The 21,952-nt window shown below is 74.7% G+C and carries 21 protein-coding genes; 8 read left to right on the plus strand and 13 right to left on the minus strand.

From position 1 onward, the window contains the following. Positions 1-14: 14 nt before the first annotated feature. The 3 genes from dhbC to AB0O82_RS01500 form a co-directional block, all read right to left on the minus strand. Entirely contained in the window at positions 15-1,166 is a 1,152-nt protein-coding gene (dhbC, locus tag AB0O82_RS01490) for an isochorismate synthase DhbC (protein WP_363579671.1), read from the minus strand. A gap of 276 nt (positions 1,167-1,442) precedes the next feature. Next, on the minus strand, positions 1,443-2,228 hold the full coding sequence (locus tag AB0O82_RS01495) for a 2,3-dihydro-2,3-dihydroxybenzoate dehydrogenase (protein ID WP_363579581.1): 786 nt from the start codon (positions 2,226-2,228) through the stop codon (positions 1,443-1,445). Positions 2,229-2,514: 286 nt separating this feature from the next. Then, positions 2,515-3,741, minus strand: coding sequence for a CapA family protein (locus tag AB0O82_RS01500; protein WP_363579582.1), 1,227 nt, complete (start codon positions 3,739-3,741; stop codon positions 2,515-2,517). Positions 3,742-4,030: 289 nt separating this feature from the next. On the opposite strand from AB0O82_RS01500, the gene AB0O82_RS01505 reads away from it, so the two are divergent. The 3 genes from AB0O82_RS01505 (at position 4,031) to AB0O82_RS01515 (ending at position 6,993) form a co-directional block, all read left to right on the plus strand. Then, complete coding sequence (locus AB0O82_RS01505) at positions 4,031-5,263, plus strand: M48 family metalloprotease (RefSeq protein ID WP_363579583.1); 1,233 nt, start codon at positions 4,031-4,033, stop codon at positions 5,261-5,263. A 31-nt stretch (positions 5,264-5,294) separates the two neighbouring features. Beyond that, entirely contained in the window at positions 5,295-5,717 is a 423-nt protein-coding gene (locus AB0O82_RS01510; RefSeq protein ID WP_063349838.1) for a MarR family transcriptional regulator, read from the plus strand. A gap of 94 nt (positions 5,718-5,811) precedes the next feature. Then, positions 5,812-6,993 carry a PP2C family protein-serine/threonine phosphatase gene (locus AB0O82_RS01515; protein ID WP_363579584.1) on the plus strand — a complete coding sequence of 394 codons (1,182 nt, stop codon included), beginning with the start codon at positions 5,812-5,814 and terminating at the stop codon, positions 6,991-6,993. 71 nt (positions 6,994-7,064) lie between these two features. On the opposite strand, the gene AB0O82_RS01520 is transcribed toward AB0O82_RS01515, so the two are convergent. Together AB0O82_RS01520 and AB0O82_RS01525 are read right to left on the minus strand one after the other, a co-directional pair. Further along, positions 7,065-7,853 (minus strand): SDR family NAD(P)-dependent oxidoreductase, encoded by a 789-nt coding sequence (locus AB0O82_RS01520; protein ID WP_363579585.1) that lies wholly within the window; start codon positions 7,851-7,853, stop codon positions 7,065-7,067. Between the two features lie 104 nt (positions 7,854-7,957). After that, the gene (locus tag AB0O82_RS01525) at positions 7,958-8,887 is read right to left on the minus strand and encodes an NADP-dependent oxidoreductase (RefSeq protein ID WP_363579586.1); all 930 of its coding nucleotides are present in this window, start codon (positions 8,885-8,887) and stop codon (positions 7,958-7,960) included. 147 nt (positions 8,888-9,034) lie between these two features. On the opposite strand from AB0O82_RS01525, the gene AB0O82_RS01530 reads away from it, so the two are divergent. The 5 genes from AB0O82_RS01530 (at position 9,035) to AB0O82_RS01550 (ending at position 14,538) form a co-directional block, all read left to right on the plus strand. Next, on the plus strand, positions 9,035-10,465 hold the full coding sequence (locus AB0O82_RS01530) for a LuxR C-terminal-related transcriptional regulator (RefSeq protein ID WP_363579587.1): 1,431 nt from the start codon (positions 9,035-9,037) through the stop codon (positions 10,463-10,465). A 13-nt stretch (positions 10,466-10,478) separates the two neighbouring features. After that, a complete protein-coding gene (locus tag AB0O82_RS01535; RefSeq protein ID WP_363579588.1) occupies positions 10,479-10,943 on the plus strand; it encodes a protein-tyrosine phosphatase family protein in 465 nt (154 codons plus the stop codon). Positions 10,944-11,191: 248 nt separating this feature from the next. Next, positions 11,192-11,947, plus strand: a complete 756-nt coding sequence (locus AB0O82_RS01540) for a (5-formylfuran-3-yl)methyl phosphate synthase (RefSeq protein WP_363579672.1) — start codon at positions 11,192-11,194, stop codon at positions 11,945-11,947. Further along, positions 11,944-13,359 (plus strand): aldehyde dehydrogenase family protein, encoded by a 1,416-nt coding sequence (locus AB0O82_RS01545; RefSeq protein WP_363579589.1) that lies wholly within the window; start codon positions 11,944-11,946, stop codon positions 13,357-13,359. The genes AB0O82_RS01540 and AB0O82_RS01545 overlap by 4 nt, the downstream gene beginning before the upstream one ends. 21 nt (positions 13,360-13,380) lie before the next feature. Then, positions 13,381-14,538, plus strand: a complete 1,158-nt coding sequence (locus AB0O82_RS01550; protein ID WP_363579590.1) for an NAD(P)-dependent alcohol dehydrogenase — start codon at positions 13,381-13,383, stop codon at positions 14,536-14,538. Positions 14,539-14,562: 24 nt separating this feature from the next. Here the strand turns inward: AB0O82_RS01550 and AB0O82_RS01555 are convergent, their stop codons facing one another. From AB0O82_RS01555 to AB0O82_RS01590, 8 genes are all read right to left on the minus strand, one after another. Continuing rightward, positions 14,563-15,468 carry a class I SAM-dependent methyltransferase gene (locus tag AB0O82_RS01555; protein ID WP_363579591.1) on the minus strand — a complete coding sequence of 302 codons (906 nt, stop codon included), beginning with the start codon at positions 15,466-15,468 and terminating at the stop codon, positions 14,563-14,565. A 162-nt stretch (positions 15,469-15,630) separates the two neighbouring features. Continuing rightward, positions 15,631-16,167 (minus strand): hypothetical protein, encoded by a 537-nt coding sequence (locus AB0O82_RS01560; RefSeq protein WP_363579592.1) that lies wholly within the window; start codon positions 16,165-16,167, stop codon positions 15,631-15,633. A gap of 312 nt (positions 16,168-16,479) precedes the next feature. After that, positions 16,480-17,454, minus strand: coding sequence for an urease accessory protein UreD (locus AB0O82_RS01565; protein ID WP_363579593.1), 975 nt, complete (start codon positions 17,452-17,454; stop codon positions 16,480-16,482). Then, positions 17,451-18,071 carry an urease accessory protein UreG gene (gene ureG / locus AB0O82_RS01570; RefSeq protein ID WP_063349828.1) on the minus strand — a complete coding sequence of 207 codons (621 nt, stop codon included), beginning with the start codon at positions 18,069-18,071 and terminating at the stop codon, positions 17,451-17,453. Before ureG ends, AB0O82_RS01565 begins: the two co-directional genes overlap by 4 nt. Positions 18,072-18,168: 97 nt before the next feature. Further along, positions 18,169-18,849: an urease accessory UreF family protein gene (locus AB0O82_RS01575; protein ID WP_363579673.1), complete on the minus strand. Its 681-nt coding sequence runs from the start codon at positions 18,847-18,849 to the stop codon at positions 18,169-18,171. An 86-nt stretch (positions 18,850-18,935) separates the two neighbouring features. Continuing rightward, positions 18,936-20,660, minus strand: a complete 1,725-nt coding sequence (ureC, locus tag AB0O82_RS01580; RefSeq protein WP_350886999.1) for an urease subunit alpha — start codon at positions 20,658-20,660, stop codon at positions 18,936-18,938. After that, on the minus strand, positions 20,660-21,058 hold the full coding sequence (locus AB0O82_RS01585) for an urease subunit beta (protein WP_350887002.1): 399 nt from the start codon (positions 21,056-21,058) through the stop codon (positions 20,660-20,662). The genes ureC and AB0O82_RS01585 overlap by 1 nt, the downstream gene beginning before the upstream one ends. A 24-nt stretch (positions 21,059-21,082) precedes the next feature. Beyond that, on the minus strand, positions 21,083-21,949 hold the full coding sequence (locus tag AB0O82_RS01590) for a cobalamin biosynthesis protein CbiX (RefSeq protein WP_363579594.1): 867 nt from the start codon (positions 21,947-21,949) through the stop codon (positions 21,083-21,085). Between the last annotated feature and the right edge of the window lie 3 nt (positions 21,950-21,952).

The following is a 21,952-nucleotide window of genomic DNA, read 5'->3' on the forward strand; positions in this document are numbered from 1 at the left end:
ACTCTCCGTCGCCGTCACTGCGACACCCCCGCGGCGTCCAGGAAGGTGCGGAACTTGGCACTGGTCTCGGCGAGTTCGTCCTCGGGCCGGGACCGGTCGACGACGCCCGCACCCGCGTACACCCGCAGGGTCCGCTCGTCCGCCTCCGCGCAGCGGATGGTGACCACCCACTCGCCGTCGCCGTCCGCGTCACCCCAGCCGACCATGCCGGTGTACAGGCCCCGGTCGAAGGGCTCGACCTCGCCGATCACCCGCCGGGCGACGGCCGTCGGCGTGCCGCAGACCGCCGGGGTCGGGTGCAGGGCGGTGGCCAACTCCAGGGCGGAGACCGCCGGATCGGCCAGTTCGCCGGTGATGGTGGTGGCCAGGTGCCACATCGCGGCGGTGCGCACCAGGGTCGGCCGCGCCGGCACGTCCAGGGTGCGGCAGTACGGCGCCAGCGCGGCGCGGATCGCGTCCACCACGACGGCGTGCTCGTGCAGGTCCTTGGGCGATTCCAGCAGCGCGGCGGCGCGCCGGACGTCCTCGCCGAGGTCGGCGCTGCGCGGCACCGAACCGGCCAGCGGGTTGGCCAGGACGGCCGTTCCGCGCCGGGAGAGCAGGAGTTCGGGGCTGGCGCCGATCAGCGTCCGCCCGCCGCCGGCGGGGACGGCGAAGGTGTAGCCGCCCGGGTCGCGGCGGCCGAGCCGCTGGAGGATCGCGGGCAGGTCCAGCGGGCGGTCGGCGCTCAGCTCCAGCGTGCGGGCCAGCACGACCTTGCTCAACTCGCCGCCGCGCAGCCGCTCGACGGCCGCCGCGACGCCCGCGCCGTACGCGGCCGGCTCGGGGATCGGACGCACCTGCCAGTCGACCACCTCGGCCGGCGGCGCGGGCAGCGCGATCAGTGGGTCGTCGCGCAGCGCCCCGGCTCTGCGGACTCTCTCGGGGACGGCGAGTTCGACCCGGCTGTCGTGGTCGAACGCCACCGCGCCGACCACCAGCGGCCGTTCGACCCCGGCGCGACGGGCCTCGGCCAGCGTCGCGGCGACCCGGACGGGCAGCGGGCGCCCGTCCTGCGGGACCCGGGCGTGCACCCCGGCGGTGAGCAGGGTGCGGGTCGGCGAGGCGAAGAACGCCTCGTCGGCCGTGGCCCGGTACTGGCCGAGCAGGCCGCTGGCCGCGCCGATGACGGCGTGGTCGGGGGCCGGGGCGGAAGGGTCGGCGGGCCCGGCGGGGGCCGGGGCAGCGGGGGCGGGAGCGGCGTGCTCGACGACACCCCCGGCGGGGGCGTGGTGCACCGTGGTCACCGTGAAGTCTCCAGTCTGGGACGGTCTGGACGGTCTGGACGTCGGGGTGGAAGGTCGGGGAAGGAAGTCAGGGCATGGCCGACGCCCGGGGGTTGCCCGGGGCGCGGAGGGGAGCGGAGGGAAGCTGCGAGGAAGGCGTGGGGACGGCGAGGGCGCTCAGGCGCGCAGGGTCGCGCCGCCGTCGACGTAGAGGTCGTGCATGGTGATGTGCCGGGCCCGGTCGGAGGCCAGGAAGACCACCGCCTCGGCGATGTCGGCGGGTGCGGCGATCCGCCCGAGCGGGATGCCGACCCGCCAGGCGCCCAAGTCGCCGTCGATGACCCGCCGTTCGGCGGCCTCGGCGTCCTCGCCCCAGAGCGCGCGCTGCATCCCGGTGTCGGTCGAGCCGGGCGAGACGATGTTGCACCGCACGCCGGAGCGGGCGAGTTCCAGCCCGAGGCAGCGGGTGAACATGGTGGCCGCCGCCTTGGACGCCGCGTACGCGGCCATGCCGGCGCGCGGCACCCCGGCGGCGTTGGAGCCGACGGTGACCACGGCGCCGCGGCCGCGGTCGGCCATCCGGCGGCCGACCGCGCGGCCGGTGTGGAAGACGCCGGTGGTGTTGACCGCGAAGGTCTCCGCCCAGTCCTGGTCGGTGAGTTCGACGACGGGTGCGGTGCGCAGGATCCCGGCGACGTTCACCAGCGTGGCGATCGGCCCGAGTTGGCGCTCGATCAGGTCGACCGTGTCGTCCACCGCCCGGCCGTCGGCGACGTCCAGGACGTACGGGTGCACGGCGGGCGACTCCGCCGCGAGGGCGGCGAGCGGGCCGGGGTTGCGGTCCACCGCGGCGACGACGGCACCCTCGGCGACGAGCGCCCGGGCCACGGCCGCACCGATGCCCTGCCCGGCCCCGGTGACCATCGCGACGGCACCGGCGAATTCGGACTTTTGCACGGACATCCCCTCCGACCAGCAATATTAGGTAAGCCTAACCTAACACATATGTTCGGCTGCGCCGATGCCCTGTGCAGTCGTCAACTCACCGCCACCCTCTCGACTCCGGCCCGATCTCCGCCATTTCCGGGCACACCGGTACGAGACGTTTCGTCTCGCCGAGAGCATGGACCGAACCCCCCACGGCCGCGGTGCCGCGGCGACTGGAGGGCGGTGAACTGCCCGACGGCGACCGGGAGCTGAGGACGGCTACCGGTCGCTCACGAGAGGGCCACGGGCCCCCGGAGGCGACTCAGCCCGTCGCGCCCGTCGCGCCCGTCGCGCCCGTCGCCGGAGCCGACGGGGCCGGAGCCGACGGAGCCGCCGGGGCCGGGGCGAGGCCAGTGCAGCCTCGGAGGGCGTCGCGGCGCTTGCGGGCCGCCTCGGCGGTGGCGCCGGTGGCCGGGACGGGGACGCCCTTGTCGTCGATGGTCGCCGGGGCGAAGGCCTCGCCGGTGACCTTGCCGTCGCGGGTGAGGGTGAGGGTGGTGACGCCGGTCTCGTTGGAGAAGGCGTAGTTGGAGGTGCCGTACCAGAGGAAGTTGCCGAAGCCGTAACCGATGTACGTGTTGCCGAGCATGCCCGAGCCGACCATGGTGTGGGCGTGGGTGCCGACCACGGCGGTGGCGCCGGCGGTGGCGAGCTTCTTGGCGATGGCGGTCTGCGGGCCGGTGGGGCAGGCCTTGCCCTCGTCGCCCCAGTGCAGGTAGACGAGGACGACGGGCGCCTGCTGCTTGGCCGCCTCGACCGCCTTGACCAGCGCGGGGACGTCCAGCGCGGAGGCGATTCCCGGCTTGTTGGCACCGGCCCGCCACTTCTGGTTGGTCAGGTCCTCGACCTGGCTGGCGGCGACGACGGCGACCTTCACACCGCGCACGGTGGTGACGTACGGGGCGTACGCCTCCTTGGCGTTGCGGCCGACGCCGACGACCGGGATCGGCGAGGAGTCCTTGGCGGCGAGGGTGTCGGTGAGGCCGTCGGCGCCGAAGTCGACGGCGTGGTTGTTGGCCATGGAGACGACGTCGACGCCGGAGTCCTTGAGCGCCGAGAGCGCCTTGGGCGAGGTGCGAAAGGTGTAGGTCTTCGGCTCGGGGGCGCCGCGCCCGGTGATCGCCGTCTCCAGGTTGAGGACGGACAGGTCGGCGTCGGCGAGCGTCCGGGAGAGCGGGCCGAGGGCCTGCTCCGGCGGCTGGACGGCGAGCCGGGCCTCGGTGCGGCCCTCGAAGTGGACGTCTCCGGCGAACGCGACGGTGATGCTGCCGTCGGGCCGGGGCGCGGCGTTCTTCCCGGCGGCGGTTCCGGACGGCGTCGCACCCGGGCTGGTGGACGCGCCCGCCGCCCCACCCGAGGAGGCCGCGGTCGAGCCGGGCGCGGCGGCCGGCGCCGGGGCGGGGTCGTCGGGCCCGCAGGCGGCGACGGCGGTCAGGCCGACGAACAGCGCGACGACGGCCGCGGCACGGCGCGACGACGGCCGCGGCACGGCGCATGAGTGGTTCCCCCCGGGTCGATCCAGAAGCGGTCAGCCTACGGCACGGGTTCCGCACCCATCCGCCTCGGTTCCGCAACATTCCGAGCACAACACCGGCGGGCCGGACACCCACCCCCGAACACCCACGGCCGGACACGAGCCGACGAACACCCACGGCCGGACACCCACGGCCGGACACCAAAGACTGGAGCACCGGGCGCCGAGGACTGAGCGCCGCCCCGGCGCGGTAGGAGATGCTGAACCGCCCCCGTCCGCCAGAGCCCGGAGCCGCACCCACCCCATGGACGACACCGATACCACCGCCTCCGCCGGCCCCGCCCCCACCGGCCGCCCACCAGCCGACTTCACCCCCGCCGAGCGCGCCCGTGGCCGCGCGCTGCGCCGCGCCCAGCTTCCCTGGGCACTGGGCGGTCGGCTGGCGGGCCTGGCGCTCACCCTGCTGCTCGGCCTGACCCCGGCCGGGGCCGGCCTGGTCTCGGCCGTCGGCGGCTGGTTCGGCGGCTCCCGGACGGCCGGGGTGCTGGCGGGCGCGGCGGCCCTGGTGGTGCTCGGCCAGGCGTTGCAGCTGCCGTTCGGCGCCCGGCTGCGGGTGGTCCGGGCCCGGTACGGGCTGGTGACGCAGGGCTGGGCCGGCTGGGCGGTGGACGCGCTGCGCGGCCTGGGGCTGGCCCTCGTGCTGGTCCTTCCGCTCGCGCTCGGGCTGTTCGCGCTGACCGCCTGGTCGCCGCGGCACTGGTGGCTGCCGGCGGCGGGCGCGGCGGCGGTGCTGACGGCGGCGCTGTCCTTCCTGCACCCGCTGCTGATCGAGCCGGTGTTCAACCGCTTCACCCCGATGCCGCCGGGCCCGCTGCGCAGCGCCCTGCTGGCGCTGGCCGAGCGGGACGGCGTACGGGTGCGGGACGTCCTGGTGGCGGACGCCTCGCGGCGGACCACCGCGCTCAACGCGTACGTGTCGGGGCTGGGCGCGACCCGCCGGATCGTCGCGTACGACACGCTGCTGTCGACGGCCACGCCGCGCGAGGTGGAACTGGTGGTGGCGCACGAGCTGGGCCACGTGAAGCACCGGGACGTGCCGTTCGGCACCTTGCTGGGCGCGGTGGGCGCGGCCGCGGCGGTGGCCGTGCTGGGGGTGCTGGGCTCCTGGCGACCTCTGCTGTCGGCGGCGGGGGCGGCGGATGCGGCCGATCCGCGGGCGCTGCCGCTGCTGGCGGCGTGCGCGGCGCTGCTGGGGGCGCTGTCGGGGCCGGCCCAGTGCGCGGTGAGCCGCCGGATCGAGGCCAGGGCGGACCGGCATGCGCTCGAACTGACGTCGGACGCCGAGCAGTTCGTCGCGATGCAACGCAGACTGGCCGTGGCGAACGTCTCCGATGTCGACCCGCCGAGGGCGCTTGAGCTACTGTTCGCCACTCACCCGAGTGCGACCCGCCGGATTGCCGCCGCCCGCGCCTGGCAGGCCACTCAGGGACAGGGAGGCCCGGAGCGGCGCGCGAATCCGGGGGAATCCGTTGTATAGTGCAACAAATATCGAGGAGGTAGGAACGCCCGTGCCCGGCCGCCAGTCGTCCATCGACGCCATCCAGCGCGAGCTGACCGCCTTCGCCCGGCGCGCCCGGCACAAGGCCTCCCAGCTGCACCCCGACCTCTCCCTGGTCACCTACAGCATCCTCGACCTGATCACCGAGCGCGGCGGCTGTCGGGCCGCCGACGTGGCCGCCCACTTCATGCTCGACAAGTCGACCGTCAGCCGCCAGGTCACCGCCCTGGAGAAGCTCGGCCTGCTGCGGCGCGAGGCCGACCCGGACGACCAGCGCGGCCAGATCCTGCGCGCCACCGAGGCCGGGCTCGCCCTGCTGCAGGACGCCAACGAGCAGCGCCGGCTGGCCTTCACCGCCCGCTTCACCGACTGGTCCGACGAGGACGTCGCCCGCTTCGCCGCCTACCTGGCCCGCTACGGCGAAGAGGGCTGAGACCCCCTGTACGGGGTGCGCCCGGGGGCCTCCGGGGTGTACCCGAGGAGCGCCCGGGGTGCGCCCCACCGCCCCGACGGTGTACAGAGGAAAGGTGCCACTCCGGCAGCGTCCCCGTGACCCGCAGCCCCGCGACCGCCGCCGCCCCCGGCGGCCCGACCGCCGCGCGCTGACGGCGCTGTCGCTCGCGCTGATCGTCGTGATCACCGTCGTCGACATCCTCTCCCCCGCGCAGATCCACCTCGGCCCGCTGCTGATCGTCGCCCCCGCGCTCACCGCCTCCTACGCCGGCGCCCGGGCCACCGCCGGCGTCGCCCTGCTGGCCCTCGCCGCGCTCACCGTCATCGGCATCACCCGGGACGGCCTCACCAGCGCCAACATCGAGACCCAGCTGGGCGCGCAGGTCGTCGTCTCCGCCCTGATCATCGGACTGCGGGCGCTGCGCGAACGGTACGAACGCGAGCTGGCCCAGGTCCGCTCGGTGTCCGAGGCCGCCCAGCGGGTCCTGCTGCGCCCGCTGCCGGACCGGATCGGGCCGCTGCACCTGGCCTCCGTCTACCTCGCCGCCGAGGCCGAGGCACAGGTCGGCGGCGACCTGTACGCGGCCGCCCGCACCGCCACCGGCACCCGGCTGCTGGTCGGCGACGTCCGCGGCAAGGGCCTGTCCTCGCTCGGCGACGCGGCCCTGCTGCTCGGCGCCTTCCGCGCCGCCGCCCACCTGCACGCCGACCTGCCCGGGCTCGCCGCCTACCTGGACGGCAGCGTCTGCTGGGACCTCGCCCAGCTCGGCGAACAGGCCCGCCGGCGCCACCTGAGCGGCGAGGACCCGGACGAGGCGGCCCCGCCGGAGGACAGCGGCGAGTCCTTCATCACCGCCGTCCTGCTCGACATCCCCGACGACGGCACGGCGGTCCGGCTGATCGACTGCGGCCACCCGCCCCCGCTGCTGCTGCGCCCCGACGGCATCACCACGCTGGCCGCCCGCCACCCGGCGCCGCCGCTGGGCCTGGGCGAGCTCGCCCCGGTCCGGTACGAGGTGGAGACCTTCCCGTTCCACCCCGGCGACCGGCTGCTGATCTACACCGACGGCGTGATCGAGGCCCGAGACGCCGACCGGCGCTTCTACCCGCTCACCGACCGCGTCACCGCCTGGCAGGACGAACGCCCGACCGCCCTGCTCCACCACCTGCGCCGCGACCTGCTCGCCCACGTCGGCGGCCGGCTGGACGACGACGCGGCGATGGTCATCGTCGAGCGGCTCCCCCGGCTTCCCTAGCTCCCCCGGCTCCCCCGGCTCGCCCGGCTCTCTCCCCTGGCTCCCCTGTCGCGAACACCGGGGGCTGACGGCTACTGCGCGAGGTAGCCGCCGTCGACGGGCAGCACCGCGCCGGTGATGAAGGAGGCGTCGTCGGAGGCGAGGAACAGGACGGCCGCCGCGACCTCCGCCGGGGCCCCGAGGCGGCCCATCGGGTGGCGCTTCTCGATCGCGGCGAGGTACTCCGTCCCGCCGGGTTCGTCGTACAGGCGGGCGACGCGGTCGGTGGCGATGGTGCCGGGGGCGACGGCGTTGATCCGGATGCCGCGGTCGGCCCATTCGACGGCGAGGTGCCGGGTGAGGCCGGAGGCGACGAACTTGGCGGGCCCGTAGACCGCCTGGCCGCGCTGGCCGGCCTCGCCGGAGATGGAGGAGACGCAGACGATCGCCCCACCCGGCCGTTCCTGGGCGGCCATCGCCTGGATGCCGTACTTGCAGGTGAGGAACATGCCGCGGCCGTCGACGGCCATGACCTGGTCCCACTCCTCGGCGGTGGCCTCGGTGACCTCCATGAGCGGGATCACCCCGGCGTTGGCCACCAGGACGTCGAGGCGGCCGTGCCGTTCGACGGCGGCGTCGACCATCCGGCGGGCGTCCTCGTCGCTGGCCACGTCGCCGACCACCGTGCTGACGGCGTGCGGGAACCGGTCGGCCAGCCGGCGCAGGCCCTCGACGTCGATGTCGGTGCCGACCACCGACGCGCCCTCGCGCACGAAGCGTTCGGCGACGGCCCGGCCGATGCCGTTGGCCGCGCCCGTCACCACGCAGGACCGCCCGGCCAGGCGGCCCGCCGACACCCCTGATGCGTTCTCAGTCACCATGCCACCGGACTCTACCGATTCCACGTCAGAACGCCCGGTGCATCGACCAGTTGACCAGTGCACCGGGCCAACTGCCGGTCGTCGACGACCCCGGCACCCATGGCTCAGACCGTGAGCACGATCTTGCCGCGCAGGTGCCCGTGCTCGCTGAGACGGTGCGCCTCGGCCGCCTCCGCCAACGGCAGCACCTGGTGCAGCGGCAGCCGCAGGGTGCCCGCCTCGTGCAGCGCCAGCACGGCGGCGTAGGCGCGCTGGTGGTAGGACTCGACGCCCTCCGCCCCGCCGCTGAAGCGGACGCCGTACTCGGCGGAGCCGGCGAAGTCGACGATCGTCACCACCCGGTCCGCGGAGCCGGTCAGCTCGATGGAGAGCGGCAGCACCCCGCCCTTGCCCGCCGCGTCCAGCGCCCGGTCCACCCCGCCCGGGACGGCGGCCCGCACCCGGTCCGCCAGGCCGTCGCCGTAGGCCACCGGGATCGCGCCCAGCTCGCGCAGGTAGCCGTGGTTGGCCTCGCCGGCGGTGCCGACCACGGTGATCCCGCGTGCCCGGGCCAGTTGCAGCAGCAGGGTGCCGACCCCGCCGGCCGCGCCGTGCACCAGCAGCGTCTCGCCGGCCCGCACGCCCAGGACGCCGAGCACCCGCTCGGCGGTCTCGGCCGCCACCGGGATCGCCGCGGCCTCCTCCCAGCTCAGCGCGGCGGGCTTGCGGGCCAGCAGGTCGGCGTCCACGAGCGCCTGTTCGGCGTACGCGCCGCCCATGACGGCGCCGAACACCTCGTCGCCGGGCGCCCACGCGGTCACGTCCGGGCCGACGGCCTCCACCGCACCGGCCAGCTCGTAGCCGCCGACGTGCGGGAAGGAGACCGGGAAGGCCGCCACCATCGAGCCGCTGCGCACCTTGTGGTCCAGCGGGTTGACGCCCACCGTGCGGACCGCGACCCGCACCTGGCCGGGGCCCGGGGCGGGCAGCTCGACGTCGGTCGGGCGCAGCACGTCCACGCCGCCGTACTCGGAGAAGGCGATCGCCTTGGTCATGGAATGTCCTTGCGGGTTCGGTGAGTTGTTTCTTCCGACGGCTCCATCCTGGATCGTCCGGGGTGGTCGCCAGGCCCGCCTTTCGGATGGTTCCACCTGTCCGAACGGCCAGGCCCCCGCCCCGGCCCCCGGGCTAGGCTGGCCGGCATGGGCGACGGCATCGGCGTTGACAAGGACGTGCGCAACGAGACGGGCGAGGACGTGGACGGCAGGGACCTGGACCACGGGAACGGGGATGGGGACGGCGCGGACGAGCGGTGGCGGCAGCACTGGGGCCGCCCCGAGGAGGCGCTGGCGCGGGCCGTCGAGGTGCTGCGCACCCCCCGGCCGCACCTGATGGACCGGCTCTCCGAGGTGGTCGCCACCCTCGTCCCGCACGTGGCGATCGCCCAGCTCAGCGGCATCTGCACCTATTCCCCCACGCTCGCCTTCGGCCCACCCGAGCTGACCGCCGCCGTCAGCGGCCTGGAGCTCGCCAAGCTGGCCGAGACGACCACCTCGGCGACGGCCGACGGCCGGGCCTGGCAGGGCGAGGCGCAGCTGGCCGGGCGGGCGAGGTCCGTCGTGGTGGTCACGGCGTCGGCGTCGGACGCCACCACCGCGGTGCTGGTGCTGGTCCGGGACGGCGGCGCCGACCCGGTGGCGGCCGGGGCGCTCGCCGTCCTCCAGCAACTGTGGGACTTGGTCACCACCCACTCGCACCACCGCGCCACCGACGCCGGCCCCACCCACGCGGTGGCCTCCCGGGCCTCCGCCAACGCCCGGGCCCGGGCGATCGCCGAGTTCACCGGCTCCCACGGCGCGGCGCTCACCGCGATCCTCGCGCCGCTGCGCTCCGCCGCGCTGGACGACGCCACCGCGCGCCGCGCCGCCACCGAACTGGCCGTGACGGCGCTGCTCGACCTTCGCCGGGGCGCCGACCTGGACCGGGCGCTCAGCGAGGAGCCCGCCGACGCCGCGTTCGCCCGGCTCGACCAGCAGTTGCGCCCGCTGCTGCGGCACACCCGGGTGCGGCTGGACGTCGCGCCGCCGGCGGAGGCAGGCCGGTCCGTGCCGGCGGACACCGCGCACGCCGCCCGGGACGCCGTCCGGGCGGCCGTCCTCGTGATGCTGGAGCAGGACGCCGTGACCAGGCTGCACGTGAGCTGGCGGTTCACCGGTGACACGCTGCGGGCGGTGGTCCGGGACGACGGCCCCGGCCTGCTGGCCACCGACGCGCTGGCCGTCCACCGCACCGCCGACCGGATCGCCGCCCTCGGCGGGCGCTGCGCCATCGAGGCCGTCCCCGGCTGGGGCACCACGGTGAGCGTCGACCTGCCGCTCGGCCTGCCCGAACAACCGCGCGCCACCGACCCGTTGGACGGCCTCCAGCCGCGCGAGCTGGAAGTGCTCGACCAACTGGCCCAGGGCCGGCGAAACCGGGACATCGCCGCGGCGCTGCACATCAGCGAGTCGACGGTGAAGTTCCACGTCGCCAACATCCTGGCCAAGCTCGGCGTCTCCTCGCGCGGCGAGGCGGCGGCCCTGGCCCACCGGGCCGGGATGCCGGGCACCCCGGCCCTGCACGTGGCGTCCTGAGGAGAACCGCGAGATGACCGAGACCACCGAGACCACCGGGCCGACCGGGCCGACCGCGCCCTGGGACCCGGCCGCCCCCGGCGTGCTGCGCCTGCCCTCCGGGCGGCTGCTGCGCGGGCGCGGCCTCAGCCGCCCGCTGCCGCCCGGCCCGCACCCCTCCTTCGGGCTCTACCTACTGGGCCGCCCGCCCAAGCCGTTCCCGTGGGAGGGCCGTTGGGTGCACTGGCCCGACTTCCGGCTCCCCGCCGACCGGGCGGACGCGGCCGACGCCTTCCGCGAGGTCTGGCGGCGGTCGGCGACCGAACGCGTCGAACTCGCCTGCGCCGGCGGCCACGGCCGCACCGGCACCGCCCTCGCCTGCGTCGCGATCCTGGACGGCGTCCCGGCCGCCGAGGCCGTCGCGTACGTCCGGGAGCACTACGACCGGCACGCGGTGGAGACGCCCTGGCAGCGCCGCTTCGTGGAGCGGTGGGCCTGAACGGCCGTCCCGGGCGGCCAGGAGCAGGAATCCCGACCCCGGCGACCCGACCGCGCCCGTGTGCGACGGGTTCGAACTGGCGTGTCCGGCGCGTCGGGGGGTGATCGCGCCACGACAGTGACCCGTTCGGGTTCCGCGCGCCCTACCGGGGGCCACGGGCCGAAGGAATGATGAGCGGACCGCACGTGATCCAGACGACTCCGCACACCTGCCCCCGGCCGGTGGACCTGCGGTGGAAGGAGCCCACGTTGTTGCTGCTCATCTCCCCGGACGGCGTCGAGGAGGCCCTCGACTGCGCGAAGGCGGCGGAGCACCTCGACATCGTCGACGTCAAGAAGCCGGACGAGGGCTCGCTCGGCGCGAACTTCCCGTGGGTGATCAGGGAGATCCGTGACGCCGTCCCGGCGGACAAGCCGTTGTCCGCCACCGTGGGGGACGTCCCGTACAAGCCCGGCACGGTGGCCCAGGCCGCGCTCGGTGCGGCCGTCTCCGGCGCCACGTACATCAAGGTCGGCCTCTACGGGTGCACGACGCCCGAACAGGCCGTCGACGTCATGCGAGGGGTCGTCCGGGCCGTGAAGGACTACCGGCCGGACGCGTTCGTCGTCGCCTCGGGCTACGCCGACGCCCACCGGATCGGCTGCGTCAACCCGCTCGCGTTGCCCGACATCGCCCGTCGCTCCGGCTCCGACGCGGCCATGCTCGACACCGCGATCAAGGACGGGACCAGGCTGTTCGACCACGTTCCGCCCGAGGTCTGCGCGGAGTTCGTCCGGCTGGCCCACGAAGCCGATCTGCTCGCCGCGCTCGCGGGCAGCGTCAAGGCGGCGGACCTCGGCACGCTGACCCGTATCGGCACGGACATCGTGGGAGTGCGCGGGGCCGTCTGCGAGGGCGGCGACCGCACCGCCGGAAGGATCCGGCCGCAGCTGGTGGCCGACTTCCGGGCGGAGATGGACCGGCACGCCCGGGACCACGCGGCCGTCGTCACCGCCGCGAGTTGACCCCCGGCAGGCCGGCGAGCCGGCCCGGCCGCCCGCCCGGGCCCGACGGCGGTCGCTTCGCCGTCGTCGACCCGGCGACGGGCAAGGCCTTCGCCGAGGCCCCCGACCAGCAGCCGGACGCGCTGGACGCCGTCGTCGGCCGGGCCCACGAGGCCTGGCGCAGCTGGCGGGCCGACCCCGCCGCCCGCGCCGCCGCGTTGCGCGCGGCAGCCGACGCCGTGGAGGCGGCCGGAGCCGACCTCGCCCCGCTGCTCACCCGGGAACAGGGCAAACCCCTGGCCGAGTCGGCCGCCGAGGTCGCCCGGACGGCGGCCCGCCTGCGCTACTTCGCCGACCTGGCCCCCGGGCCACAGCCGATCGCGGACGGCCGTCCGGTGCGCAGCGAGATCCACTGGCGGCCGCTGGGGCCGGTCGCCGCGATCGTCCCGTGGAACTTCCCGCTCCAGCTCGCGGCGGCGAAGTTCGCGCCCGCGCTCGCCGCGGGCAACACGATGGTGCTCAAGCCCTCCCCGTTCACCCCCCTCGCCACCCGGCTGCTGGGGTCCGTCCTCGCCACCGCCCTCCCCGAGGGCGTCCTGACGATCGTCACCGGCCGCGAACCCCTCGGCGCCCGGCTCGCCTCCCACCCGGGGATCCGCCACGTGACCTTCACCGGCTCGGTCCCCACCGGACGGGCCGTCGCGGCGGGCGCGGCCGTCTCGCTCGCCCGGGTCACCCTGGAGCTGGGCGGCAACGACGCCGCCGTCCTGCTGGACGACGTGGACGTGGACCGGATCGCGGACCGGCTGTTCTGGGCGGCGTTCCGCAACTGCGGGCAGGTCTGCATGGCGGTCAAGCGCGTCTACGCCCCGGCCCGGCTCCACTCCCACGTGGTCGAGGCCCTCGCGGAGCGGGCGAAGAGCGTCGTCGTCGGCGCCGGACTCGACCCGGGCACCCAGCTGGGGCCGGTCAACAACGCCCCCCAGCTGGCCAGGGTCGAGCGCTACACGGCCCGGGCCCTGGCGGACGGCGCCCGGGCCGCGGCCGGTGGCCACCGGCTGGACCGGCCGGGCTACTTCTTCGCCCCGACGGTGCTGGCCGACGTCCCCTCCGACAGTCCGGTGGTGACGGAGGAGCAGTTCGGCCCGGTCCTGCCGGTGCTGCCGTACCGGAGCGTCGACGAGGCCGTCGAGGCGGCCAACGACACCGGATTCGGGCTGGGCGGCTCGGTGTGGGGGACGGACCTCGACCGGGCCGAGGTGGTGGCCGACCGGCTGGAGTGCGGGACGGCGTGGATCAACCACCACGCCGAGCTGTCCCTCGCCCAGCCCTTCGCGGGCATCAAGGACAGCGGTGTCGGCGTCGCGGGCGGGCCGTGGGGGCTCTACGGGAACCTCAGGCCGTTCGTCGTGCACCGGCCTGAGGAGGCTTGACGATCCGGAGGAGGCGTGACGATGAGGTTCGACGCGGCGGTACTGCGCTCGTACGAGGGCGGGTTCGTCGTCGAGGAGGTGGTCCTGAACGGGGGGCCGGCCGACGGCGAGGTGCTGGTGCGGATCGCGGGTTGCGGGATGTGCCGCACCGACCTCGCGGTCCGGCGTTCGGCGGGCCGCTCGCCGTTGCCTGCGGTGCTCGGGCACGAGGGGGCCGGGGTCGTGGTGGAGACCGGCGGCCCGGGCACCGGGCTGAGCGTCGGCGACCACGTCGTGCTGAGCTTCGACTCGTGCGGACACTGCCGGAACTGCCTGGGTGCGGCCCCCGCCTACTGCGACTCCTTCGCCGCGCTCAACCTCTTCGGCGGGCGCGAGGAGGAGGCGGCGCGGTTCACCGACGCGGCCGGGGGCGAGCTGGCCCCCCGGTGGTTCGGCCAGTCCTCGTTCGGCGAGTACGCGATGGTTCCGGCGCGCAACGCCGTCCGGGTCGACCGCTCGCTGCCCGTCGACCTGCTCGGGCCCCTCGGCTGCGGCTTCCTGACCGGTGCCGGGGCGGTGTTCAACTCCTTCGGCGCCGGCCCCGGCGACACCGTCCTGGTCCTCGGCGCGGGGGCGGTTGGCCTCGCCGCGGTGATGGCGGCCACGGCCGCCGGGGCGGTGGCCGTGGCCGTCGACCGCTACACCGAACGGCTGAACCTCGCCGAGCGGTTCGGCGCGATCCCGCTGCGCGCCGGACCGGCCGACCACGCCTCCGGGCCCGACCTGGCCTCCCGGCCCGGCCTTGTCCCCCGGCCCGGCCTGGCCGAGCGGATCCAGCGGCTGACCGACGGTGGCGCCCAGTACGCGCTGGACACCACGGCCTCCGGCCCGCTGATCAACGAGGCGCTCCGGGCCCTGCGCCCGACCGGCCACCTCGGGCTGGTGGCCCGGCTCCGCACCGCGCTGTCGCTCGATCCGGGGACACTGGACCGGGGCCGGCGGATCTCGCACATCTGCGAGGGGGACGCGGTGCCGGCGCTGCTGATCCCCCGGCTGACCCGGCTGTGGCAGGCCGGGCGGTTCCCCTTCGACCAGCTGATCCGCCGGTACCCGCTCGCCGCCATCAACGAGGCCGAACGCGACTGCGACGCGGGCCGGGTGGTCAAACCCGTCCTGATCCCGGAGCGGAGCGCCCGCTGAGCGAGGCGCTCCGCCCTCCTGCACCTACACCCGGGGCTTGTGCGCGAACACCCAGCGGTTGCCCTCCAGTGCGTCGTTCGGCTCGGGCAGGGGGCCGCGACCGTGCTGGTGGGTGAAGTCGAAGGGGGTGTGGACCGAGGTGATCCAGCCCTTGCCGGCCAGGGCGCCCGCGGAGTCGGGCCGCGGCTCTCCGTCGAACAGATCGAGCAGGTCGATGCCGATCTGGTGTTTCGTCGAGGTGTAGAGCGGGCTCTCGCGGTACTCCAACAGGCTCTTCTCCAGCTTGACCTCGTACGCCATGGCACTGCCGCCCGCACTCAACCGGTCGACCGTGTCGATGAGTTGCGTCTCGACACCGTTGGGCAGGTAGAAGAGCAACCCCTCCGCCAGCCAGACGCTCGGTACGGCCGCGTCGAAGCCGGCCTCGGTCAGCGCTCCGGCCCAGTCGGCGCACAGGTCGGCGACGACCGGTACGCGCGCCGCCTTCGGGGAGGCCGACAGCCCTCCGAGCACCCCGTGCTTGAAGGCCAGTACGCCCTCCCGGTCGACCTCGAAGACCGTGCAGCCGGGAGGCCAGTCGAGCCGGAACGCCCGCGTGTCCAACCCGGCGCCGAGCAGGACCACTTGGCGGGCGCCCGCGTGCACCGACCGGAGCAGGAAGTCGTCGAGGACCCTCGTCCGCAGGCCGAAGTAACGCGCGAACCGCCCCCACAGCGGGTTCGCATCCCCGTCCGGCACCTGGTGCATCCGGACCGGCCAGCCCGCGGACGCCGGCGCGGCGAGCACGAAGTGCTCCGCGTAGACGTCCTGCGCCAGGGTGTCGTGCCGGTGGGTCTCGATCGCGCGCGCCGCGGCGACCAGGAGAGCCGTCAGACCGACACCGCCCTCCACCCCCTCCACACCGGTGCTCCGGTGCGCCGTACCGACCATGTGTCCTCCCCTTGAAGCGAGTTGAGAACGCGAACAGCGAGGAATGCGACTGCCTCCTCACTATCCAGCCGGCCCTCGCCCGTCCGGGAGCGGTCCCACCGGATCCACCCGACCGGGTGAATCCCGCCGCCGCGGCGCCCGGACGCCCCCCGGGTGTGCTGCTCACCGACCGCGCCGGGCCTGTTCGCGCACGTGCTCGGGGTACCAACGGGTGATCCGGAACGCCAGCACCAGCAGGATCACCGGGATGACCCAGGTCAGCCAGTCCTTCGCCGAGCCGACGTGCAGGGCCGCCAGCCCCAGGAGCGCGGTGATCAGGAAGACCGCGCCCCAGAGCGCGGTCAGCAACCGGTTGGTGCGCTGGAACCGCGGCGTACCCCAGACCTCCGGCGGCGTGGACTCCCGGGCGTACTGCTCGGTGAACGGTGTGAACGCCAGCGACCCCAGGGCCACCACCGCGAGCACGCCGCTGGACAGCACCTGCGCGTAGGTCTCCAGCCAGATCAGGCTGTGCCGGTCGAGCGCCAGGCCCAGCACGCAGAGCACGGCGAAGAAGGCCACGCCGACGATGCTGAGCACCTTGAGCGCATGGTGGCGCGCGTCCGGTACGGCGAGGACGAGCGCGGCGACCAGCGCCGTCAGGGCCGCCAGTTTCCAGGTGCTCGGCCCGGCGATGACGTCGAACACGATCCACGGCACGAACGAGAGGAAGACCGAGCCGGATCGCAGACCGCCCCGGCTCTGGCGTCCCGGCCCCGGACCGGGGGCGGGGACGGGGGCGGGATCGACTGCCGCGCCGGATGCCGGGCCGCCGGATGCGGGGTCGGGTGGGGAAGGTCCGAACGTGGGTCGGTGCATGAGAGCCTCCGGTTCCATGCTGCGACCAGGCCGGTCCGGCTGCATCCGGGGCCGCCCTCGCCCCCTCGCCCCCTCGCCCCCTCGCGCCCCCTCCCCGAGGCGCCGGGGCGCTTCGGGGAGGTGCGGGGAGGTACGGGGAGGTGCGGAGCGGGGTCAGGTCTTGCGCAGGGCCGGAGCCGGGGCGCCGATGAGGAGCCGGCGGACGGCGTCCCAGGCGGTGCGCTGGGCGGCGGCGCAGGCGCGGGTGTCGGAGCCGAGCAGGCGGAGCCAGGCGCCGCTGTCGTGCGGGAGGACGCTGACGCCGTGGAGCAGGCCGCTGCCGGCCAGGGCCTCGTGCAGGGTGTCGGCGACCTGCGCGGCGGGGGCGAGCGGCGTGACGACGTAGAGGCTGGCCATGACGTCGTGGCCGGCCAGGACCGCCGGGCCGGTCACGCCGGCCTCCAGGGGCTCCAGCCGGACGGTGTCGAGGGCGATCAACTGGCCGTCGGGGCGCCGCACTTCGAGGTCGGAGGCGAACACCTGGTAGGCGTTGCGCTCGCCCCGGGCGAGGCGGCCGGCGAGGACGGTCTCGCCGGCCAGCACGGTGGCGGTGGGGTCGACGGTGAGGACGGTGCGCTGGTAGAGCCGGGAATCGACGAAGGGGATGACGGGCTCGGGCAGGTACTCGACGTAGGCGCGGGGGCCGGCGTCCAGGTTGACCAGCTGCGTCGCGTAGTCGAACTCCATCCGGTAGACCTTGGTGGCCGCCTGGGTGGTGAGGTGGGTCGCGGTGTCGGCGCCGCAGCGCAGGTCGGTGCGGAGCCGGTCGGCCTGGAGGATGCCGCCGCCGGTGGACATCAGGAAGGTGACGGCGAGGTCCGGGCGGGCCGGGTCGAAGTAGAGCGGGCGCATGATCTGCAGCGGCGACTTCTGGTAGTGGCCGGTGAGTTCGGTGCGTTCGCCGATCCGTTCGAAGGCCAGCTCCAGCAGGCCGACCTTGCCGGGGCGCCCGACACCCAGGGTGTCGGGCGTCCCGGCGTACCGGCGGACGGCGTACGGGACGCGGGCCGGCTCGTAGTGCCGCGGATCGAGCCGGGGCACGGCGGCCTCCCCCGCAGCCGCTTCCCCCGCGGCCACCGTGACGGTCATGCCGGGACCTTGCGGAAGGTCTCCAGGAAGGTGGCGATCTCGTCCAGCCCGTGCCCGGTGAGGCAGTTGGTGAGCACGACCGGCCCGCCCTCGCGGACGCGGTGGGCGTCGGACTCCATGATGCCGAGGTCCGCGCGGACGTACTGGGCGATGTCGATCTTGTTGATGACCAGCAGGTCGGACTCGGTGATGCCCGGGCCGCGCTTGCGGGGCATCTTCTCGCCCTCGGCGGTGTCCAGGACGAAGAGGAAGAGGTCGACCAGGACGGGGCTGAAGGTCAGCGTGAGGTTGTCGCCACCGGACTCGAACAGCAGGGTGTCGACGTCGGGGAAGCGCTCCAGCATCTCGGCGCCGGCCGCGAGGTTCATCGTCGGGTCGTCCCGGACGGCGGTGTGCGGGCAGGCGCCGGTCTCGACGCCGACGACCCGCTCGGGGTCGAGGACGCCGGCCAGGGTGCGACGCACGTGCTGCGCGTCCTCCTGGGTGTAGATGTCGTTGGTGATGACGGCCGGGCGGTGGCCGTTGGCGATCAGCACCGGGACGAGGGCCTCGATGAGCGCCGTCTTGCCGGAGCCGACCGGCCCGCCGATGCCCACGCGGAGCACGTTCTCGGTCATTGCTGTCTCCTTCTGATGCGGTGTGACGTTGGTTCTGCGTCCGGGAGGAACGGGAGCTGCGACACTCCGGCGCCCGCCCGCACCTCCCGGACGCGGTTCAGCTGGCGAACAGCCGGGCCTCGGCCCGTTCGTGCCGCCCGGACATCGCGTCCGCGACCGGCACGCACCCGCCCAGGTCTTCCAACTCCCGGGCGAGGGCGGCCCGTACGGTCTCCTCGATCACCGGCGCGGCGGCCCGCAGCACCACCTGCGCCTTGCGGTGGTCGGTCAGCCGCAACCGCAGGGCGGCGCCGACGAAGCTGGTGCAGAAGGCGAACAGGTCGCTGGCGACGGCCTGGTCGACGGGCACGGCGGCGGAGGCGTAGGCGACTCCGGCGGCCACCGGCTGGGAGCCGGGGGCCTGCTTGGCGGCGACCAGTTCGGCGTACCGGTCCAGCGGTTCGCCGCCGATCGACTCCCGGGCGATGTCGAGGAGTTGACGCCCGGTCCGGGTGGATGCCAGGCGCAGCTCGCGGTTGAGTTTGGTGGCGTGCAGCCGCTGGTCCACGTCGACCAGCAGGCCCCAGTCGCCGGCCCGGGCGGCGCCGTGGGCGAGGGCGAGCGCGGTGGCGTCGCCGGGGCCGACCGAGTGGCGCAGCAGGTCGGTGAGCAGGTCGGGCATGGTGTCCGGGGTGACGGCCTTGGCCTGTGCGTAGCCCTCCAGGCCGTGCGAGAGGGTGTAGAAGCCGCTGGGGAAGGCGGAGTCGGTCAGCTGGAGGCTGACCAGCAGGGCGTCCAGGCCTCCCCCGAGCCCGGGAGAGGCGAGCCCCGACGAACCGGGCCCCGAAGTACCGAGCCCCGACGAACCGGGCCCTGGAGAGCGGCTCACGCGAGGTAGAACAGGTGGTTGAGCGGGAGTTCGCGGGCGGGCTCGATGGTGGCCGGCTCGCCGTCCAGGGTGACCTTGTAGGTCTCCGGGTCGACGGCGATCTTCGGCAGCGCGTCGTTGCGGACCATGTGCTGCTTGCCGACCGAGCGACAGCGCCGCACGGGCAGGACCCGGCTGTCCAGCCCGAGTCGGGCCGGGACGCCGAGGTCGATGGCGGCCTGCGACATGAAGGAGACCCGGGTGGCCTGCTTGGCCCGGCCGAGCGCGCCGTACATCGGGCGGTAGTAGACCGGCTGCGGGGTGGGCAGCGAGGCGTTCGGGTCGCCCATCAGCGCCCAGTTGATGACGCCGCCCTTGATGACCATCTTGGGCTTGGCGCCGAAGGAGTTGATCGGCCAGAGCACGATGTCGGCGAGCTTGCCGCTCTCCAGCGAGCCGATGTGGTCGGCGGTGCCGGAGGCGATGGCCGGGTTGATGGTGAGCTTGGCGAGGTAGCGCAGGACGCGGAAGTTGTCGTTGCGCTCGGTGTCGCCGTCGAGCTTGCCGCGCTGGTCCTTGCAGTGGTGGGCGGTCTGGAAGGCGCGGGTGAAGGACTCCCCGATCCGGCCCATCGCCTGCGAGTCCGAGGAGAAGATCGAGATGACGCCCTCGTCGTGCAGGACGGTCTCGGCGGCGATCGTCTCGGCGCGGACCCGGGAGTCGGCGAAGGAGACGTCCTCGGGGATGTCGTGGCTGAGGTGGTGGCAGACCATCACCATGTCCAGCAGCTCGTCGACCGAGTTGACGGTGTAGGGCAGCGTGGGGTTGGTGGAGGACGGCAGGACGTTGGGCTCGCCGGCGATCCGCATGATGTCGGGGGCGTGGCCGCCGCCCGCGCCCTCGGTGTGGAAGGTGTGGATGGTGCGGCCGTCGATGGCGGAGAGGGTGTCCTCGAAGAAGCCGCCCTCGTTGAGGGTGTCCGTGTGGATGGCCACCTGGACGTCGTACTCGTCGGCGACGCCGAGCGCGCTGTCGATGGCGGCGGGGGTGCTGCCCCAGTCCTCGTGCACCTTGAGGCCGCAGACGCCGGCCTCGACCTGCTCGCGCAGGGCGCCGGGCAGCGAGCCGTTGCCCTTGCCGAGGAGTCCGACGTTGACCGGGAGGTCCTCGACCGCCTGGTACATCCGGTGGATGTTCCACGGGCCGGGGGTGCAGGTGGTGCCGTTGGTGCCGTCGGAGGGGCCGGTGCCGCCGCCGATGAGGGTGGTGATGCCGTTGCTCAGCGCCTCCTGCACCTGCTGCGGGGCGATGAAGTGGATGTGGGTGTCGATGCCGCCGGCGGTGGCGATCAGGTGCTCGCCGGAGATCACCTCGGTGCCGGGGCCGATGACCAGCTGGGGGTGCACGCCGCTCTGGGTGTGCGGGTTGCCGGCCTTGCCGACGGCGGTGATGAAGCCGTCCTTGACGCCGATGTCGCCCTTGACCACGCCGAGGACGGCGTCCATCACGACGACGTTGGTGATCACCAGGTCCAGCGCGCCCTGGGCGGAGGTGGCGGCCGGGTCCTGGGCCATGCCGTCGCGGATGCCCTTGCCGCCGCCGTAGACGGCCTCGTCGCCGTAGTGGCCCTGGTTGAAGTCCTTCTCGATCTCGACGACGAGGTTGGTGTCGGCGAGGTGGAAGCGGTCACCGACCGTGGGCCCGAAGAGATCGGTGTACTGCTTGCGGGACAGCGTGGCCATCAGCGGTCGCCTTCCTTGTGGTCGAGGTTGGTGCCCTTGAACCCGAGGGCGATCGCCCGGTCGATCGCCCGGGCGCGGGTGTCGGCCGACCTGATGCCGCCGTCGACGAGGTTGCTGAAGCCGATCAGGCGGCCGTGGCCGCCGAACTCGGCGAGCGTGACGTCCTTGGTGTCGCCCGGCTCGAAGCGGACGGCGGTGCCGGCCGGGATGTCCAGGTGCTTGCCGTAGGCGGCGTTGCGGTCGAAGTCGAGGGCGCGGTTGACCTCGAAGAAGTGGTAGTGCGAGCCGACCTGGATCGCCCGGTCGCCGGTGTTGCTGACCGTGATGGTGACCTGGGCGCGACCGGCGTTGATCTCCACCGGGTCGTCGCCGTACAGGTACGTGGCGCCACCAGACATGGCGGGCCCTTCCTCTCTGTCGGTTCAGTGATGTGTGTGGCCGTGGGTGTGTCCGTCGGCGGCACCGGGGCCGTGGCCGTGCGAGTGGTCCCCGCCGGGGCCGTGGCTGTGGGCGTAGCCGTGCCCGTGCTCGGCGTCGAGGCCGGCCAGGATGCCGTCCTCGCCGTGGCCGAGCAGGTGCAGGGCCGCCGCGGTGCGGGCCGCGACGACGCCGGCGATCGCGGACGACCGCAGCAGCGGCCCGCCGTCCCGCACCCCGGGCAGTTCGGTGCGCAGCGCCGGTCCGAACGAGGCCGGTACGGCCGTCACTTCGCGGGCGCCGAGCAGCCGGCAGCGTTCGGCGCCCTCGGCGAGGTCGGGGTCGCCGCCCGCGAAGGCCACCTCGACCCAGCGGTGGTGGCCGTACTGGCGGACCAGCCGGGCGATCCGGAACAGGTCCGCGTCCTCGAACGGGCCGGCCGCCGGGGCGGTGACCAGCACGGCGCCGTCGGACCCGGGGGCGGCGGAGGCCGCGGCCCGCAGCCAGCCGACGAGGTGGTCCTTGCCGCCGAACGCCCCGGTCAGGGCGAGTCGTCCGCGCCCCTCCCCTGCTGCCAGCCAGCGCAGCGCCCGGGCGGTGTCGGCCACCAGCTTCGGGTCGCGGCCCAGCGTCATCGGGACGACACACACCGGGCCGTCGGTGGCGGCCAGCGCCGAGCGGACGGCCTCGCCGAGCGCCCGGCCGGCGGCGGCCGCGGCGTGGACGGCGGGCTCGCGCTCCACCAGGGCGGCCAGGTCCCGGCCGCCGTCGCTCTCGTGCCCGCCGGCCAGCACCACCGTGGCGGCGGGCGGCGGGGCCGAGGTCGGCGCCGGCGTCGGACCGGTCGCCGCTTCCGCCTGACGTACGGTCATGGC

This window comes from Kitasatospora sp. NPDC088264 (assembly GCF_040685715.1).
Classification (GTDB): Bacteria; Actinomycetota; Actinomycetes; order Streptomycetales; family Streptomycetaceae; genus Kitasatospora.